General features: G+C 64.4%; 12 protein-coding genes. 10 read left to right on the plus strand and 2 right to left on the minus strand.

What is annotated here, in order from left to right; genetic code table 11:
- The first annotated feature begins 5 nt into the window (after nucleotides 1-5).
- From AC3WKX_RS00175 to AC3WKX_RS00220, 10 genes are all read left to right on the plus strand, one after another.
- On the plus strand, nucleotides 6-1,295 hold the full coding sequence (locus tag AC3WKX_RS00175; protein ID WP_003213328.1) for a DotU family type VI secretion system protein: 1,290 nt from the start codon (nucleotides 6-8) through the stop codon (nucleotides 1,293-1,295).
- Nucleotides 1,292-4,792, plus strand: a complete 3,501-nt coding sequence (tssM, locus tag AC3WKX_RS00180) for a type VI secretion system membrane subunit TssM (RefSeq protein WP_102604057.1) — start codon at nucleotides 1,292-1,294, stop codon at nucleotides 4,790-4,792. The genes AC3WKX_RS00175 and tssM overlap by 4 nt, the downstream gene beginning before the upstream one ends.
- On the plus strand, nucleotides 4,789-5,442 hold the full coding sequence (gene tagF / locus AC3WKX_RS00185) for a type VI secretion system-associated protein TagF (RefSeq protein ID WP_008439457.1): 654 nt from the start codon (nucleotides 4,789-4,791) through the stop codon (nucleotides 5,440-5,442). The genes tssM and tagF overlap by 4 nt, the downstream gene beginning before the upstream one ends.
- The gene (locus AC3WKX_RS00190) at nucleotides 5,443-6,162 is read left to right on the plus strand and encodes a PP2C family protein-serine/threonine phosphatase (RefSeq protein WP_003213320.1); all 720 of its coding nucleotides are present in this window, start codon (nucleotides 5,443-5,445) and stop codon (nucleotides 6,160-6,162) included.
- The gene (locus AC3WKX_RS00195) at nucleotides 6,159-9,167 is read left to right on the plus strand and encodes a serine/threonine-protein kinase (protein WP_102604058.1); all 3,009 of its coding nucleotides are present in this window, start codon (nucleotides 6,159-6,161) and stop codon (nucleotides 9,165-9,167) included. The genes AC3WKX_RS00190 and AC3WKX_RS00195 overlap by 4 nt, the downstream gene beginning before the upstream one ends.
- Complete coding sequence (locus AC3WKX_RS00200; protein WP_102604059.1) at nucleotides 9,167-9,871, plus strand: ABC transporter ATP-binding protein; 705 nt, start codon at nucleotides 9,167-9,169, stop codon at nucleotides 9,869-9,871. The genes AC3WKX_RS00195 and AC3WKX_RS00200 overlap by 1 nt, the downstream gene beginning before the upstream one ends.
- Nucleotides 9,871-11,055 carry an ABC transporter permease gene (locus AC3WKX_RS00205; RefSeq protein WP_102604060.1) on the plus strand — a complete coding sequence of 395 codons (1,185 nt, stop codon included), beginning with the start codon at nucleotides 9,871-9,873 and terminating at the stop codon, nucleotides 11,053-11,055. Before AC3WKX_RS00200 ends, AC3WKX_RS00205 begins: the two co-directional genes overlap by 1 nt.
- On the plus strand, nucleotides 11,048-12,760 hold the full coding sequence (locus AC3WKX_RS00210) for a formylglycine-generating enzyme family protein (RefSeq protein ID WP_063033839.1): 1,713 nt from the start codon (nucleotides 11,048-11,050) through the stop codon (nucleotides 12,758-12,760). Before AC3WKX_RS00205 ends, AC3WKX_RS00210 begins: the two co-directional genes overlap by 8 nt.
- An 84-nt stretch (nucleotides 12,761-12,844) precedes the next feature.
- On the plus strand, nucleotides 12,845-13,768 hold the full coding sequence (tagQ, locus tag AC3WKX_RS00215; protein ID WP_008439449.1) for a type VI secretion system-associated lipoprotein TagQ: 924 nt from the start codon (nucleotides 12,845-12,847) through the stop codon (nucleotides 13,766-13,768).
- A 125-nt stretch (nucleotides 13,769-13,893) separates the two neighbouring features.
- Nucleotides 13,894-14,274 (plus strand): hypothetical protein, encoded by a 381-nt coding sequence (locus tag AC3WKX_RS00220; RefSeq protein WP_008439448.1) that lies wholly within the window; start codon nucleotides 13,894-13,896, stop codon nucleotides 14,272-14,274.
- 135 nt (nucleotides 14,275-14,409) lie between these two features.
- Here the strand turns inward: AC3WKX_RS00220 and AC3WKX_RS00225 are convergent, their stop codons facing one another.
- Together AC3WKX_RS00225 and recG are read right to left on the minus strand one after the other, a co-directional pair.
- Nucleotides 14,410-15,810 carry an aminoacyl-tRNA deacylase and HDOD domain-containing protein gene (locus tag AC3WKX_RS00225; RefSeq protein ID WP_087693715.1) on the minus strand — a complete coding sequence of 467 codons (1,401 nt, stop codon included), beginning with the start codon at nucleotides 15,808-15,810 and terminating at the stop codon, nucleotides 14,410-14,412.
- A gap of 78 nt (nucleotides 15,811-15,888) precedes the next feature.
- Nucleotides 15,889-17,964, minus strand: a complete 2,076-nt coding sequence (gene recG, locus AC3WKX_RS00230; protein ID WP_102604141.1) for an ATP-dependent DNA helicase RecG — start codon at nucleotides 17,962-17,964, stop codon at nucleotides 15,889-15,891.
- Between the last annotated feature and the right edge of the window lies 1 nt (nucleotide 17,965).

Genomic DNA, 17,965 nt, shown 5'->3' on the forward strand with positions numbered 1-17,965 from the left:
CCGCGATGCATCCGAATGACGATGACCGCACCCAGTTCATGCCGCGTCCCGGTGGCCGCGCGCCGGAGCCTGTTCGCGCAGAGCCGGCGCCGCTGTCGATGCCCGCTGCGCCGATCCTGACCGGCAAGGCCCAGGGCCTGAACCCGCTGGAAAGCGCCGCCGGCCCGTTGTTGGCGCTGCTGACGCGCCTGCGCAACACGATCTCGCACCCTGCGCCAGCGAGCCTGCGTGCGCAGCTGCTGGCTTACCTGCGCCAGTTCGAAGAACGTGCCGAGGCGGCCGGCGTGGCCCGCAATGACGTGCTGCTGGCGCGTTACGCGCTGTGCACCGCCCTCGATGAAGCCGTGCTGAGTACGCCGTGGGGCAGTGCCAGTGACTGGGGCAAGCAGAGCCTGCTGATCACCGTGCACAACGAAGCCTGGGGCGGCGAAAAGGTCTTCCAATTGCTGGATCACTGCCTGCAAAGCCCGCGGGAACGCCTGTACCTGCTGGAACTGCTGTACCTGTGCCTGTGCCTGGGTTTCGAAGGTCGCTACCGCGTGATGAACGACGGCCGTAGCCAGCTGGAAGCCTTGCGCGAGCGTACCGCGGCGGCGATTCGCAGTGCCCGTGGCGAACATGAGCGCGAGCTGTCGCCCCATTGGCGCGGCGTAACCGTGGCCCGTGATCGCCTGGCGCAGTTCATGCCGCCGTGGATCGCCGTGGCCATCGGCGTGGCATTGTTGCTGGCGTTGCTGTTCGGATTGCGGATGAAACTGGCGTCGGATGCCGAGCCGGTGTTCAAGAATATTCATGCCCTGGGGGAGATCCCGGTGCAGGCCATCGACCGTCCGGTGGCCCAGCCGAAAATCATTGAGCGACCGCGTCTGGCAGGCTTCCTGGTGGAAGACATCAAGGCCGGTCGCGTAGCCGTGGAAGATGCCGTCGACCGCTCCGTGGTGACCATCCGTGGTGATGAACTGTTCGCCTCGGCCAGCTCCAGCATCGTCGATGACTTCCAGCCGCTGATGCTGCGTATTGCCGACGCCATCCGCAAGGTCAAGGGCCAGGTGCGGGTCACCGGCCACAGCGATAACCGTCCGATTGCGACCCTGCGCTTTCCGTCCAACTGGGCGCTGTCCGAGGCGCGGGCCAAGTCGGTGCTGGAGATTCTCGCGGCCAAGACCGGCCAGCCGGAACGCTTCAGCGCCGAAGGCCGCAGCGACACCGAGCCGGTGGCGACCAACGCCACAGCCGAAGGCCGTGCGCGCAATCGCCGGGTAGAAATCACCGTATTGGCGGAGGGCGTCGAGTGAAGGCGTTTTTCAGTTTTGTGATTCGCTGGGTGATCCCGCTGCTGGGCCTGATCGCCTTGAGCCTGATCATCTGGTTTGTGGGCCCGTTGCTCGATGTGCTGGTGCCGGAAGGGCGCCGCTGGGCGCTGATCATCCTGGTGTTCGCGGTGTGGATTGCCTACCGCGTATTCCGGATTATCCAGGCCCGGCGCCAGGCCGCCGAAGTGATGCGCAGCCTCGCGGCGGAAACCCCGCCAGACCCTGCCAGCGTCGCCACCGCCGAAGAGCTGGCGACCCTGCGCCAGCGCATGGACGAAGCCCTGGCCCTGTTGAAAAAGGCCAAGCTGGGCGGTGACGAGCGCCGCAACCTGTATGAGCTGCCGTGGTACGTGATCATCGGCCCGCCGGGCTCGGGCAAGACCACCGCGCTGGTCAATTCCGGGCTGCACTTTCCCTTGGCGGCGCAGTTGGGTGCCGGTGCGGTACGGGGCGTGGGCGGTACGCGCAATTGCGATTGGTGGTTTACCGACCAGGCCGTATTGCTCGACACCGCTGGCCGCTACACCACCCAGGACAGCAACTCCACGGTGGATAAAGCCGCCTGGCTGGGCTTTCTCGACCTACTGAAAAAGCAGCGTTCCCGGCGCCCGATTGATGGTGCGTTTATCGCCATCAGCCTCTCGGACCTGCTGCTGGGCAGCGACGCCGAGCGTGCCGCCCATGCCGCCGCGATCCGCCTGCGCATCCAGGAGCTGTACACCCAACTGGGCGTGCGCTTCCCGATCTACCTGATGCTCACCAAGCTCGACCTGGTGCCGGGCTTCATGGAGTTCTTCGACAACCTGAGCAAGGAAGAGCGCGCCCAAGTGTGGGGCATGACCTTCGCCCTGGACGACGGCAAGAACAGCGACAGCCCGCTGGCCCATCTGCAAAGCGAGTTCGCCGGCCTGGAACAGCGCCTCAACGAGCGCCTGGTGGAGCGCCTGCAACAGGAACGCGACCCGGCGCGGCGCGACCTGATCTACGGTTTCCCGCAGCAGTTCGGCGCGTTGAAGGATTGCCTGCAAGGCTTCCTCGAAGGCGTGTTCAAACCCAACGCCTTTGAAGAGCGCGTCTTGCTGCGCGGTGTGTACTTCACCAGCGGCACCCAGGAAGGCAGCCCGATTGACCGCTTGATCGGCGCCATGGCCCAGAGCATGAACCTGGACCGCCAGCACCTGGCGCGCCAGACCGGCACCGGGCGCAGTTACTTCATCGAAAAACTGTTCACCGCCGTGGCGTTTGCCGAGCGTGGCCTGGTGGGCGTCAACCCGAAGGTCGAGCGCCGTCGCAAGTGGATTGCCCGGGGTGTGCTGGCCGCAACCGTGGCGCTGGTACTGGTCGTCAGCACGTTGTGGTGGGTGAGTTATCGCGCCAACCAGGCCTACATCGCCCAGGTTGACCAGAAGGTCGCGCCGTTGGGCCAGACCGTGCAGAACCTCAGCCCGGCACAGCGCGAAGTACTCGCGGTGCTGCCCCTGCTTAACGCCGTGAAGAACCTCGCGGGCGACTCGCCGAGCTGGTCCGAAGGCTTGGGCCTGTATCAGGGCGACATGCTCGAAGCCGAATCCTCCAGCGTCTACCGCAAGCTGTTGATCGCCGTGTTCGCGCCCCGTTTGGTGACGCGCATCGAAGAGCAACTGCACGGCGGCGGCAATTCCGACTTCCTCTACGAAGGCTTGAAGGCCTACCTGATGCTCGCCGACAGCGAGCATTACGACCCGGACTTCATCAAGGCCTGGATCGCCCTCGACTGGGACCGCAACCTGCCGCGCGACCTGCCGGCAGACCAACGCCAGGCATTGATCGGGCACTTGCAGGCCCTGTTCGAGCGGCATCCGCCCAGCGCCCGTCTCGACCCGCGCTTGATCGACGACCTGCGTCGGCAACTGCAGCAACTGCCAGTGGCCCAGCGCGTCTACGACCGTATCAAGCGCCAGAAACTGCCGGAAGGCGTGCCGGACTTTCGCATCAACGAAGCGGCGGGCCGTGATGCGGCGCTGGTGTTCAGTCGCAAGAGCGGCAAGCCGTTGGGCGAACCGTTGAGCGGTTTCTTTACCGCCAAGGGTTATCGCCAGGGCTTCCTGCTGGCCAGCCTGAACCAGACCGGCACCCTTGCTGAAGAGCAGTGGGTACTGGGCCGCGAGCAGGCCGACCAACAAAACGTCGTCAGCCTCGCCGCCGATGTGCGCCGCCTGTACTTCCAGGATTATCAACGCCAGTGGGATGCGTTGCTGGCGGATATCGACTTTGTGCCGATCACCAGCGTGGCCCAGGCGGCCGACGTCTTGCGGGTGATTTCCGGGCCGACTTCGCCGCTGAAGAAGCTGCTGGTGGCGGTCTCCAAGGAGACCGACCTGCAGGCGGAAGAACGCCTGCTGGCTGCCAAGGGCGCGCCGGTGGAAGGTGGCGTGGACAAGCTCAAGGAACGCCTCGGCAGCCTGCTTGGCCAGGACCAACCGACCGCGGATGCACCGGCGGCCAGTGAAGATCCGGTGACGGCGCACTTCGCTGAACTCAACAGCATCGTCAGCAAGAACGAAGGTGAACCGGCGGCCATCGATGGCCTGCTGGCGGACATGAACGCGCTGTATGTGCAGGTCAGCGCCATGGTCGGTGCCAGTGGCGATGCGTTGCTCGGCGAAGCGAAAAACCAGGCGGCGGCTGCGGCCACGCGGGTCAGCCTGAATGCCGAACGCCAGCCGCCGCTGGTGCAGGGCATGGTCAAGTCAGTGGTCAACTCCACCACCAACAGCATGATGGGCGGGGTGCGTAACCAGCTGAATGCGGCGTGGGTCAGCGAAGTGGTGAACGTGTATCGCCAGTCCCTGGCCGGGCGTTATCCGATGTCGCCCGGCAGTGCGCGGGACGCGACCCTGGATGACTTCGGCCAGTTCTTCGGGGTGGGCGGGGTGATGGACAATTACTTCCGCAAGTACCTGCAACCTTACGTCGACACCTCCACGCAAACCTGGCGCTGGCAGCCGGGCGCGGCGCAGAAGCTCGGCATCGCGCCGGGCGTGCTGCAAACCTTCCAGCGTGCGGCGACCATTCGGGATGCGTTTTTCCGCGCCGGTGGCACCCAGCCGATCGTGCGCTTTGAACTCAAGCCGGTGGCGATGGACGCGACCATCACCCAGTTCCTGCTGGACCTGGACGGCCAGCAACTGAGCTATGACCACGGCCCGAGCCGGCCGGTCGCGATGCAGTGGCCGAATCCCGGCAGCATTGGCGTGGTGCGCATTTCCATCATGCCGCCGTCAGCCAGCGGGCGCTCCGGCGTGACGCTGGACGGCCCGTGGGCCTGGTTTCGTCTGCTGGAGCAATCGGACCTGACCGCCGGCAATTCGCCGGACCGCTTCAACCTGCGTCTGCGGGTCGACGGCGCGAGCATCTCCTACGAGTTGCGGGCCAACAGTGCCTTCAACCCGTTCAAGAGCCGCGTGCTTAACGGCTTCAGCCTGCCGGAGCGGCTATGACCACGCTGGGTTTCTACGGCAAGTTGGCGTGCCGCGGCGACTTTGTCAGCCGCGCGCTGCCCCAGAGTTTTATCGGCCCTTGGGACAGTTGGCTGGCGTCCGGATTGCTCGCCAGCCAGACCCGCCTCGGGGCTGACTGGCTGAATGCTTACCTGGTCAGCCCATTGTGGCGCTTCGTGTTGGCGCCGGGTGTGTGCGGGCCGGACGCGGCGGTGGGCGTGGTGATGCCGAGCATCGACCGGGTGGGGCGCTATTTCCCGCTGACGGTGGCTGCGCTGTTGGATCACGACACCGACCCGGCCTCCGTCGTTGGCGGCCCGGACACCTGGTTTGAACAGGTGGAAGAGTTGTTGCTGAGCACGCTGGACGCCGGCGCCAGCTTCGAAGGTTTCAGCGGCGGGATCGAATCCCTCGGCGCTCCAGCCTGCCAACCTCGCACCTTGGGTAGTCGCTTTGCGGGCTTGCAGCGTGTCAACGCCACAGACCCCCAAGCGCGGATGACTGCGCTTGCCGAACAGGCCTGCGAAGGCGCGAGCCTGTGGTGGGGCCGTGGTTCGCAACAGATTTCTCCCGGTTTAATGCGGTGTCAGGGCTTGCCTGCTGCCGACGATTTTGCGCAATTTTTGCTCGGCCAAGAAGGTGTTGTGTAGATGCGGTCCACGTTCAAATCCGCCAGCAAAAGCCACGTCGGCATGGTTCGCCAAGTCAATGAAGACGCTTGCCTCGACCTGCCGGAAAACGGCCTGTGGGTGGTGGCCGACGGCATGGGCGGGCACGCGGCGGGGGATTACGTCAGCAGCCTGATTGTCGACAGCCTGCGCAGCATTCCCGTGGGCCGTTCCCTTGAGGAATACACGGCGGCGTTGCGCAGCGACCTGTTGCGAGTCAACGGCGCGGTGCGCGAAGAAACCGCCCACCGTGGCGTGACCATGATGGGCAGCACCGTGGTGTTGCTCGCCACCCGAGGCTTGCGCGGCGTGTGCCTGTGGGCCGGCGACAGCCGCCTGTATCGCCTGCGCGACGGCCTGCTGGAAAGCATTTCCCGCGACCACAGCTACGTGCAGGACTTGCAGGACAGCGGCCTGCTCAGCGAAGCCGATGCGCGGGTGCATCCACGGGCGAATATCGTCACCCGCGCGATTGGCGTGGAAGCACAGTTGGCGTTGTCGTCGGTCGACCTGTTGATCGCCCCCGGCGACAGTTACCTGCTGTGCAGCGACGGCCTGAACAAGACCGTCGAAGACCACGAGATCCGCGAAGTACTAAGCCATGCCGAGCCGGACGAAATCGTCCGCAGCCTGGTGCACCTGGGGCTCAATCGCGGCGCGCCGGACAACATCACCGCCATCGTTGTGAAGGTGTCGACATGAACATCATCATTCCCGGCTACGACATCGAAGGCGAAATCGGCGTTGGCGCCATGGCCAGCGTGTACCTGGCGACCCAGCGTTCCCTGGAGCGCAAGGTGGCGCTGAAGATCATGGCGGCGGCGCTGGCGGCCGACCCGAGCTTCTGCGAGCGCTTCCTGCGCGAAGGCAAGACCCTGGCGCGCCTGTCCCACCCGCACACCGTGACCATCCATGACATCGGCAATGTCGGTGAGCTGTACTACATGGCCATGGAATACCTGCCCAATGGCACGCTCAAGGAGCGGATCGCCGCGGGACTGACGCCGGAGCAGGGGCTGACGTATATCCGCCAGATCGCCTCGGCGCTGGGTTATGCCCACGCCCAGGGCCTGGTACACCGCGATGTGAAGCCGGCGAACATTCTGTTCCGCGCGGATGGCACGGCGGTGTTGTCGGACTTTGGCATCGCCAAGTCCCTGGATGACCGCACGCAGTTCACCCAGGCCGGATTTGCCGTCGGCACGCCGAGCTACATGAGCCCGGAGCAGGCCCGGGGCCAGGAAATTGACGGGCGCGCCGACCTGTATGCGCTGGGCGTGGTGCTCTATGAAATCCTCGTGGGCAAGTTGCCTTACAACGGCACCGATGCGCTTTCCACAGCACTGGCACACCTGACTGAACCGCTGCCGGAATTGCCGGTGCACCACGGGCGCTATCAGGAGGTGCTGCGCAAGCTGCTGGCCAAGGACCCGGCGGAGCGCTTCCCGGATGCGGCGGCGTTGCTGCTGGCGCTGGATCAGTTGCCGAAGGAGGAGCAGGTAGAGGCGACGTTGATTCGGCCCCTGCCGATTCCGGTTGCGGTCTCCAATGACCTGGCCGGACTCACGCCGGTTTCCATCGAAATCCCGACCGAAAAGCCGCAGCCACAACCCGTGCGGCAACCGGTGGTGACGCCGACGCAACACTCGGCCGTGTCCGGACAAAACCGTGGGCCGGTGCTGGCGTTGGCGGCAGTTGCCGTGGCGGTCGCGCTGGCAATTGCGGGCGCAGGTTACTGGTGGTTGAAAGATGACGCGCCAGCCGCCGCGCCGCCGGTTGTCGAGGCGGCCAAGGCCGTCACGCCGCCTGCCGCGCAACCGGTAGCGGCGCAGGTTGACGGCGGTCAACGCCCGTTGCTGATGGCCGGCAAGAAAACCCTGTTCCAGCGGGTACTGAGCAAGCCTGGCGCCAAGCTTTCCCACGAAGCGGGCGGGGCGCCTGGCGAAGGTTTGCCGGCGTTTTCCGTGCTCTATGTCTACCAACGCAAGGACGTCGACGGCAGCCCCTGGCTGCGGGTTGGCGCCGCCACCGACGGGCGCAGCGACGGTTGGCTGCCGGCGGCGCAAGCCAGCGACTGGAAGCAGAGCCTGGTGCTCAAGTTCACCGAGCGTTCGGGTCGGGCGCCGGTGATGTTCCTGCGTCAGTCCGCTGAAGTGGAGAAGCTTTTAGCCGATCCCGCAGCGGCGAAAAACCTGCTGCTCAAGGTGCAGAAAAACACCGAGGACAACCAGCAGGTGCTGGCCCTGGAGCCGACCGCAAGCGCCGTCCCGCAGAACCAGTTCTATTTGCTGCCGATCTTCGACTCCAAGGAGAGCTTCGACGAAAACGGCCAGCCGGTGCAGCTGCTCAACGTCGCCTCCATCGACCCTGGCAGCACACCTGATGTCATCGCCAAGGCTGTCGCTCGAACGCCGGTGACCGACGCCAGCGCCGATGCCTTCCGCACTGCGGTGGTGCTGGTGGTCGACACCACGGTGTCGATGCAGCCCTACATCGACCAGGTTCGCGACGTGGTCCACGAGCTGCAAACCCGCATCGCCGAGCGTGGCGAACTGGACAGCGTGAGCTTTGGCCTGGTGGGTTTTCGCAACAGCATCAAGAAAACCCCCGGCCTGGAGTATGTAGCCAAGACCCTGATCACCCTCGACCAAGGGCGCGACCCGCAGCGCTTCCTCGACATGGCGCGGCAGGTCAAAGCGTCGACGGTGTCCAGCCACTCGTTCAACGAAGACGCGTTCGCCGGTGTCATGCAGGCGGTGGAAGGCATGGACTGGTCCGGCTACGGCGGGCGCTTGATCCTGCTGGTGACCGACGCCGGTGCGCTGCGCAAGAACGACCCGTTCGCCACCACCCAGATGAACGAAGCCGAAGTCCGCCAGGCGGCGCTGGGCAAGCAGATCAAGATCTACGCCTTGCACCTGCGCACCGACGCCGGGAAGAAAACCCACAGCGGCGCCGAAACCCAGTATCGAACACTTACCGCCGACGCCAACCCGCAGATCGGCGACCTGTACACGCCGGTGCCCGGTGGCGATGTACGCAAGTTCGGCGAGCGGGTCGACGAGATCGGCACGGTGTTCGCCAACCTGGTGCATCAGGTGCGCAGCAACACACCGCAGCCGGTGCCGCTGCTCAGTGCCGCGCCGACCCTGACGGACAAATCCGCCGCCGTCGGTTACGCGATGCACATGGATTTCCTTGGCCGCAAAACCGCGAGCCAGGCGCCGCAACTGGTGAGTGCCTGGACCGCCGATCGCGACCTGACCAACACCGCGCTGCCGGCCTTTCAGGTGTGCGTGATGCTGACCAAATTGCAGCTCAACGATTTGCAGCAGTCCTTGAAACTGATCGTCGACGCCGCGCGCAAAACCCAGACCTCACCGAAGGATTTCTTCCAGGAAATCGCCAGCGCCTCGGCCTATATGAGCCGTGATCCACAGGCCTTGAAAAAAGGCGGCAACCTGGCGGACGGCGGCATCCTTGGCGAATACCTGGAAGGCCTGCCGTACCGCAGCAAGTCGCTGAACATGACCCAGGATTTGTGGCTGTCGTTGAGCGTGGCCGAGCAGGAAGACTTTATCGACGAGCTGGACTCGAAGATCCGCCTCTACGAAACCTTCCATAACGATGTGGCCAACTGGGTCCGTTTCGGCGATGCCGAGCCGGGTGATGCGTTGTACCGCGTGCCGCTGTCGACGCTGCCGTAATGCTGAACTTGAGCGCAGTGCACAAGAGCCGGGGCGTTGGTGCCCAGCGCTACAGCCTGGTGATACCGGGCTTGCAACTGCGTGCGGGTGAACAGTTGGCGGTGGTCGGGCCGAGTGGCTGTGGCAAGAGCACCTTGCTGGATTTGCTCGCGCTGGTATTGGCGCCGGATCAGGTCGGGCAGTTCGATTTCAACCGCGTCGACATTGCCGGGCTTTGGCGTAGTGATCAGCAAAGCTCGCTGGCGGACCTGCGTAGTCGGCACCTGGGTTACGTGCTGCAAACCGGCGGCCTGCTGGGTTTTCTCGATGTGCGCGGCAACATTGCGTTGTCGCGGCAACTCCTGGGTTTGAAAGACGACGGCAGCGTGGCGCGGTTGGCCGAGCAGTTGGAAATCACTGATCAGTTGGACAAGAAGCCGGCGGCGTTGTCCGTCGGCCAGCGTCAGCGGGTCAGTTGCGCAAGAGCCCTGGCCCACGGTCCGCAGCTGTTGCTGGCGGATGAGCCCACCGCTGCGCTCGACCCGTTGAACGCCGAGCGGGTGATGCAGGCGCTGTTGGCCCAGGCCCGGCATAACGGCACGTGCTGCGTGATCGCCACCCATGATGAACCCCTGGCCCGGGCCAGCGGCTTGCAGGTGCGGCGCATCAGTTGCCGTCGCGACGCCGACGGCGGCGTCACCGCCACCCTTGGGGAGGCGTGCTGATGCGTATCGCCCTGGTGGCTTCCCTGGCCTGGCAGGATTACCGCAACGATGCGTGGCTGTCGTTGTGTTCGGTGCTGGCGTTGGTGGCGGTGATCGCGCCGTTGCTGGTGTTGTTCGGCCTGAAATTTGGACTGGTTAGCAGTTTGACCGAACGTTTGGAGAACGACCCGGCCACCCGGGAAATTATTCCGTTGGGCGGTGGTCGATTCAGCAGTGAATTTGTCGAGCAGCTCCGCCAGCGCAGCGACGTGGCGTTCGCCTTGCCGCGCACCCGGCAGATTGCGGCGACGGCGCAGTTGGGGGCGGTGACGGTGGAGATGCTGCCGACCGCCGCCAACGACCCATTGCTGGCCGGCCTGCCGATGCCCAAGGGCCTGGATCAGATCGTGCTGAGCCACACCGCTGCCGAAAAGCTCGGGGCAAAGGCCGGGGATTGGCTGGAGGCGAGTTTTGGGCGCCAGGTGGCGGGGCGCGTCGAGTCGCAACGCCTGCGGGTTCAAGTGCTGCAGGTAGCGCCGCTGGAAGCCTTCGCCCGGGATGGATTGTTTGCACCCTTGGGCTTGCTGGAAGCAGCGGAAGATTATCGCGATGGCCGCGCGGTGCCGGCGTTTGGCTGGGACGGCGATGCGGTGGGCGTCAGCGAGCAACGGGTATACCCGGCGTTCCGTTTGTATGCGCGGCGCCTGGTGGATGTGGAGCCGCTGCGGGTGTATTTCGCCGGGCAGAATCTGTTGGTGTCGACCCAGGCCCAGACCATCGCCCAGGTGCAGTCGTTGAGCCGCAACCTGTCGATCGTGTTCTGGATCATCGCCGGGCTGGCGTTGGCGGGCGCGTTTGCCGCGATCTTTGCCGCGGCGCTGGCGTCGGTTGCACGCAAGCGCCGGGAGCTGTCGGTATTGCGGTTGTTGGGATTTTCCACCGCCGGGTTGTTGCTGTTTGTGGTGTTGCAGGCGCTCTACAGCGCGGGGTTTGCCGCTGTATTGAGTGGGCTTTTATATGGCTTGGCAGAGTCCGGCCTGAACCAATTATTCGTGCAGGTGCCGGGCGAATACGCCAGTCACCTGCTGGCGCGTCACTACGGCCTGGCCCTGGCAGCTGTCCTCGGCGTCAGCGCCGTGGCGGCGGCGTGTGGTGGTTGGCGTGTGGCGCGTATCCAGGCTTCTGAAGGAATCAGAGATGTATAAGTTACTGGGCGCCGCCGTGGCGCTGACCCTGTCCTGCGTGGCCTGGGCCGATGAGGCGAGCGACAAGCTGGACAACCCCAAGCCGTTGCCGGACGACGTCAGCCTGCCGCTGCCCTGCGAAGGCAACATGGTGTTTCGCTATGCCTACGTGCTGGCCCAGGGCACCCTGGATGACCGCGAGATCAGCCTCGGCTACCCGTTCAGCGAAGGTGAAGCGGGCTATCAGCAGTCGTTCATTTCCGGTTATCGCCGCGACTTCATCAACGGCCAGTTCACCCTCAAGGACCTGCCCAAGGACTGGAACAAGGTCATTGCGCCGCTGATGCCGAAGACCGACGCCAAGACCCCGCTCAAGCCGATGCTGTACTTCATCGGCAAGTACGAAGTCACTGCGCGGCAATATGCGCAGGTCATGTCCCAGGCGCAATCCCTGGCCAGTGGCGAACCCGCCCCGGCGTGCGATGTACCTACCGGGATGGCGGCGCGCTTGCCCAAGGTCAAGCTGTCGCGCTTTGAAGCCGAACGCTTCTCGGCGGTGTACAGCGCCTGGTTGATGAAATATCACCGCGAGCTGTTGCCGGTGAGTGGTCGCGGTGCTTCGGCAGATGACGGCGGGCTGGGCTTTGTGCGCCTGCCTACCGAAGTGGAGTGGGAGTTCGCCGCGCGCGGTGGCCAGGCGGTGAGCCGTCAGGACCTGGAAGGCCGGCTGTTTCCACGGCGTACCGAGGGCAGCGAAAGCGACGGCCCCCTTGCCGATTACGCGGTGTTCAATCAGGTCGCGGGTGGCACCGGCCAAGCCGCACGGCTGATGCCCATTGGCACCAAGCTGCCCAACCCGATCGGCATGTTCGATGTGATCGGCAACGCAGCGGAAATGGTCCAGGAATCCTTCCAACTGGTGCACGCCGGGCGTCGTCAGGGCACCTACGGTGGCTTTGTGGTCAAGGGCGGTAATTATCTGGAAGGCGAGGGCACGCTGTTCACCGGCATGCGCCGCGAGTACCCGTTGTTCGCCGCCGACGGCACCGAACAAAGCAACGAGACCACCGGCTTTCGCGTGGCGATTGGCGCCTTGTCGGCACCGCGTTCGCGCTACAAGGAACTGTTCGCCCAGTGGCAGAAGGAAGGTCGCCTGGCCTCGCTGACCGATGCCATCGACGACGCCCAGGACCCGACCAAGCGCCTGGACAGCATCATTGCCGCCAGCGTCGACCCGCGCCTGCAAGCCGAGCTCGGCCTCGTCAACGAAGAGCTCAAGCGCAACGTCTCGCTGATCGCCCAGCAGCGCGAAGAAGCGGCCGGCAACCTGATTCAGTCCGCGGCCCTGGTGGCCGAGACCATCAACAACTACAACATCCGCCTGATCAATTTGCAGAAGAGCCGCCAGCAGGCCATCGACGCCAAGGATGAGGCCAGCGCGCAGCTGTTCGCCACGGCGATCACCAATGGGCGCAGTGCGCTGGACGGCGCGGTGGCGATCTACATCGACAACCTGGCCACCGGCACGCGCTACACCGATGCGGTGATCCAGGCGCAGTTTCAACGGATCAAGGAAGAGTTGGATCGCAAGCCGGTACTGGGCAAGAGCCTGGTGACGCGTGCGACGTTATTCGTTCGCCATGTGGGCAACTACCGCAAGCAACAGCGGGCCGACCCGGCGACGATTTTGAAGGAATTGCTCGCAGCGAGCGGTCAGCGGTCTTGACCGCTGGTTGTACAGCGAGCTTGGAAGGGACTCAGGCGGCGGTGGGCCGCGCTGGGCAAGTCAAACTTAAAAGAGAACACAACGATGATTTTTTCCCGTAAGGCGGTTTCCAAGCGTCATCTGCTGCTGATTGCCGCAGGCTTCAGCACGGTGCTGACCGGTTGCGCAACGTCACCGACCAACAAGGTCGCCTCGACCACCAAGGTCGAGTACTACCCGAACTGCTACGAGCCGGTGCAGCACCTGCGTGCTACCGATTCGGACCTGACCAAGTCGGTGGTCACCGGTGCCGCCCTGGGTGCGGCCGGTGGTGCATTGCTGGGCGCCTTGACCGGCGACTCCGACAAGCGCGGCCGCAACGCTGCCATCGGTGCAGCGGGCGGCGCCCTGGCCGGTGGTGCAGCGGGTTACTACACCGAGCGCCAGAAGCAGATCACCGATGACAACCAGCGCATCGCCTCCTACGCCACCGACGTCAACAAGCGTGCCTCCGACATCGACCGCAGCACCGCGTACGCCAAGGCGTCCCAGCAGTGCTACCAGAGCGCGTTCACCAAGCTGGTGGCCGACCGCAAGGCCAAGACCGTCAACGACGTTGAAGGCCGCAAGCGCCTGGCAGAAATCGTCTCGGGCCTGAAAGAGTCCAACGACCTGATCGTCGCGGTGAACGGCAAGGCCAGCGAAGACCTGAACAACTACACCCAGGCGTACGAACAGGATCTGCAACAAGTGGGCGTACAACGCGCCGACGTGGTCACTGTTGCGACTGCCGATACCACGCCGGTGGTGACGCCAACCAAAGGCAAGAAGCCGGTAAAAGTCGCGAAAAAGCCGGTACTGCCAACCGTGCCGAAAGAAGCCGTAGCCACCGAGAAAACCATCCAGACCGCCCAGACCAAGCAAGCTGAAAGCAAGCAGGTTGCCAGCGCCGGTAAAGCGCAGATCGAAGGCACTTGCCGTGATCCAAACCTGGCGGATTGGGCACCGGTTCCTTGCCCTAACGTCTGAGGAAATTTGTTGCTATAAGCGTTAAACGCCAGCCGATCTCCTGCTAAAACGGGAGATCGGTAGCGTTATTTGCACAAATCGTTAAACTGCTGCGGCCACCCAATAATTACACTGAGGCCGTGTGCATGAAATTTCGTTTTCTTCTCTGGATGCTTGGCCTGTTGATGGGCAAAGCCAGCCGCACCAACCCTGCGTTCCAGCAGCAGTTGGGTGACAAGGACCTGGCGTTCCAGTTGCAGACCCTCGACGGCAAGGTTGCCCGTCACTTCATCGTCAAAGACCAGCGCATTACCAGCCGCTCGGGTGTTCATCCCGCGCCTGCGTTTGCCATCGCCTTCAAAGACGCCGCCTACGGCTTCGCCACGATGCAGGCGAAGAACAAGCAACTGGCGTTCATGACGGGGATTCAGGACAAGTCGATCCAGATCAAGGGCAACCCGGCGCTGGTGATCTGGTTCCAGGGGTTGACCAAGTATTTGAAGCCGAAGAAAAAGCCCAAAGGCTAGGGGGTTCTTCAGCAATACTGCGTCGCCTGCATTCGCGAGCAAGCCCGCTCCCACATTCAATCCCATTCCAAAGTTGGAACTCGGTCGAATGTGGGAGCGGGCTTGCTCGCGAATACGGTGTAACAGGCGCCCGATTTATCCCTGGCTGAACTGCGACGCCAACTCGCGCAACAACGTTTCCGCGTCCAGCACCTTGCTCACCACGTCCTCTGCCTTGTCCCTGGTCAGCCCCAGGCGCTCAAGCAGTTCGTCCGGGATGGATTCATCCGGCCCCGAGCCGATGCCGCGGCTGCGCAACAAGCGCACGGCCAGGCACACCAGGTTCGGGTATTCCGCATATTGGCCGTCGTAGGTCGGGTCGTGCTGGAAGCGCAGGGCGGTGGACAGTTCGTCCGGCATGTCCCAATAGCGCATCAACCACGCACCAATCTGCTCGCGGCTGATGCCCAGCAGATGCTGCTCGATGTAGCTGTGGCACAGGTGCGGGTTGACCTCCAGGTGCCGGCAGATCAGTGAGAAGTGCGGCGGGAAGACGTGGGCCAGCAACAGGTAGCCGAAATTGTGCAGCAGGCCGGCGAGGTACGTCAGGCCGGCTTCCGGGCGCTGGGCGCGGGGCATGGCGCGGGTCAGGCCTTCGATGACGGCGGCGGTGTAGATCGACTGGTGCCAGTACGGCGTGGCCTGTTGCGGGTGGTCCTTGGGCAGGCTCAAGGTCTTGCCCAGGGCCAGGCCGAGTGCGAGGTTGATCACCAGGTCAAAGCCCAGCACGCGCACGATGGCGTCTTCCACCGAGCGGATCTTGCCCGGCGAGGCGTAGTAGGGCGACGCGGCCCAACTCACCACCTGGGCGGCCAGGGCCGGGTCGGTTTCGACCACGCCGGTGATGTCGTCGATGGTGGCGTTGGGGTCGACCCGCAGCTTGATGATCTTTTGCGCGGTATCGGCCAGCGGCGGAATTTCGATGGTGGCTTCCAGGCGCTGCTGGATACGGCGGGCGGTGAACGCCTGCATCGCCTGGGTGATTTCCTCGCGGTCGTCGTTGGGGCGATCCAGGTTTGGCCGGATGTTGCTCAGCGGCTCGCCGAAATGCGCGGCGCTGGCCTTGGTCAGCATGCTCTTGAACGCGTCGCTGGAAATCTCCAGCAGCAGCCCGGCTTCGCCCGAGTGCACCAGCACGGTCGGCTCACGCAACAGGCTTTCTTCGTAGAGGCAGGGAGAACTGGTCAGCGGCGGCAGGCCGGGCAGCAGGCTCAGGCTGTGCTTGCCGAGCATGCGCTCCAGGCGCTCCGGCGACACGGCCGTGAGGCGCCGACCGGTGAGCTCGGCGAGGCGATTAAGGTCCAGCAACTGGTTCTGTGGAAACAGCACCATGAGTGCACCCACGGCATCATCGAGCAGTACGGCTTGAACCTTCTGCGCCGGGTTCAGGCCGGGGCGTTCGGCAACTTCCGTGTAGCTGATGGCGAGCTTTGCAAGCAGCGTCCGAATCACCGAGGGTGCAGTCGGTGGGGCTGTGGCGAGGGCAACTTCTGACATGGCCTGAATCCAATTTCCTACAGTCATTGGAGTATAACCAGCTTGATACAAGTGAGGGTTGTCTAAGTGAGTCAGCCGTCACACTTGGCCGTATTGCTGCCCATGTCTCAGCCAGCGATCCAGCAGCGGGCTGACGTGTTCCGGCCAACGCTCCAGTAACGCCTGGGCCGCGTCGCGCACGGCGGGCAGCAAGTCGGCATCGCGCATCAGGTCGGCGACCTTGAATTGCAGCAGGCCGGTCTGGCGGGTGCCGAGCATCTCGCCGGGGCCGCGCAGTTCGAGGTCTTTTTCGGCGATCACGAAGCCGTCGTTGGTTTCGCGCATGATCCCCAGGCGCTGGCGACCGATCTGCGACAGCGGCGGGTGGTACAGCAGCACACAGTGGCTGGCGGCGCTGCCCCGGCCGACGCGGCCGCGCAATTGGTGCAGTTGGGCCAGGCCCAGGCGCTCGGGGTTCTCGATGATCATCAGGCTGGCGTTGGGGACGTCGACGCCGACTTCAATCACCGTGGTCGCCACCAGCAATTGCAGGTTGCCGGCCTTGAACTCGGCCATTACTGCGGCCTTTTCCACCGGCTTCATGCGACCGTGGATCAGCCCGACCTTGAGTTCACCCAAGGCACTGGTGAGGTCTTCATAGGTGGTTTCGGCGGCCTGGCAGGTCAGCTCTTCGGATTCTTCGATCAGCGTGCACACCCAATACGCCTGACGGCCTTCGGCGCAGGCGCCGCGCACCCGTTCGATGACTTCGACGCGGCGGGTGTCGGTGACCAGCACGGTGTTGACCGGCGTTCGGCCCGGCGGCAGTTCGTCGAGGATCGAAGTGTCGAGGTCGGCGTAGGCGCTCATGGCCAGGGTGCGCGGGATCGGTGTGGCGGTCATGATCAACTGGTGCGGGCTCATGCGGCCGCCCACGCCTTTCTGGCGCAGGGCCAGGCGCTGCTGCACACCGAAGCGGTGCTGTTCGTCGATGATCACCAGCGCCAGATTCTTGAACTTCACTTCGTCCTGGAACAACGCGTGGGTGCCCACCACCATCGGGGCGCCGGCGGCGATCTGCTCCAGGGCGGCTAAGCGGTTCTTGCCCTTGAGCTTGCCGGCCAGCCACGCGACTTCCAGGCCCAGCGGTTCGAGCCAGCGCTTGAAAGTGATGAAGTGCTGCTCGGCGAGAATCTCGGTGGGCGCCATCAGCGCCACCTGATAGCCGGCTTCGAGGGCCTGCAACGCGGCGAGGGCGGCGACCACGGTTTTACCCGCGCCCACGTCACCCTGGATCAGCCGCAGCATCGGTTCTTTCTGGCTCAGGTCGTAGGCGATTTCATTGCCGACCCGTTGCTGGGCGCCCGTCGGTGCAAACCCCAGGTTGGCCAGGTATTGCGCAGGCAGGCGCTTGGCCTTGGGCATGGCCGGCGCGCGCAGCGAACGCATGCTCTCGCGCAGGCGCTGCTGGGACAGTTGATGGGTCAGCAGTTCTTCGAACGCCAGGCGATGCTGGGCCCAGTGATGCCCGAGAGCCAACTCGTCGACGTCGGCGTCGGCGGGTGGGTGATGCAGGTAGCGGATCGCATCATCCAGCGGCGCCAGTTGATAGTCGCGCGCCAGTTCCTGGGGCAGCCAGTCGGGCAGGCTTTTTGGCCCGAGCATCGTCAGAGTCTGCATGCACAGTTGGCGCAAGCGCTGCTGGGTCAGGCCCTCGGTGAGCGGGTAAATTGGCGTGAGGGTGGTGTCTACCGGCGGCGGTTCGTCGCCGGTAATCGCGCGGTATTCCGGGTGATAGATTTCCAGCCCCGAAGCGCCGGGCCGGGCTTCGCCGTAGCAGCGCACGCGGGTACCACGCTTGAGGCCTTCCTTCTGGGCGTTGCTGAAGTGGTAGAAGCGCAGGCTCAGGCCGCCGGTGCCGTCTTGCAGGCGCACCACCAAGCTGCGGCGCTTGCCCATGACCACGTCGGCGCCGCTGACGGTGCCTTCAACCACGGCGTCCTGCCCAGGGCGCAAGTGGCCGATGGGCACCACGCGGGTGCGGTCCTGGTAACGCAGGGGCAGGTGGAACAGCACGTCCTGGAGATTTTCCAGCCCGACCTTGGCCAACTTCTCGGCCATGGCCTCCCCGACACCCTTGAGTGCCGTCACCGATACCTGCGACAGCTCAGTCATA

Source organism: Pseudomonas sp. GP01-A4, from assembly GCF_058780865.1.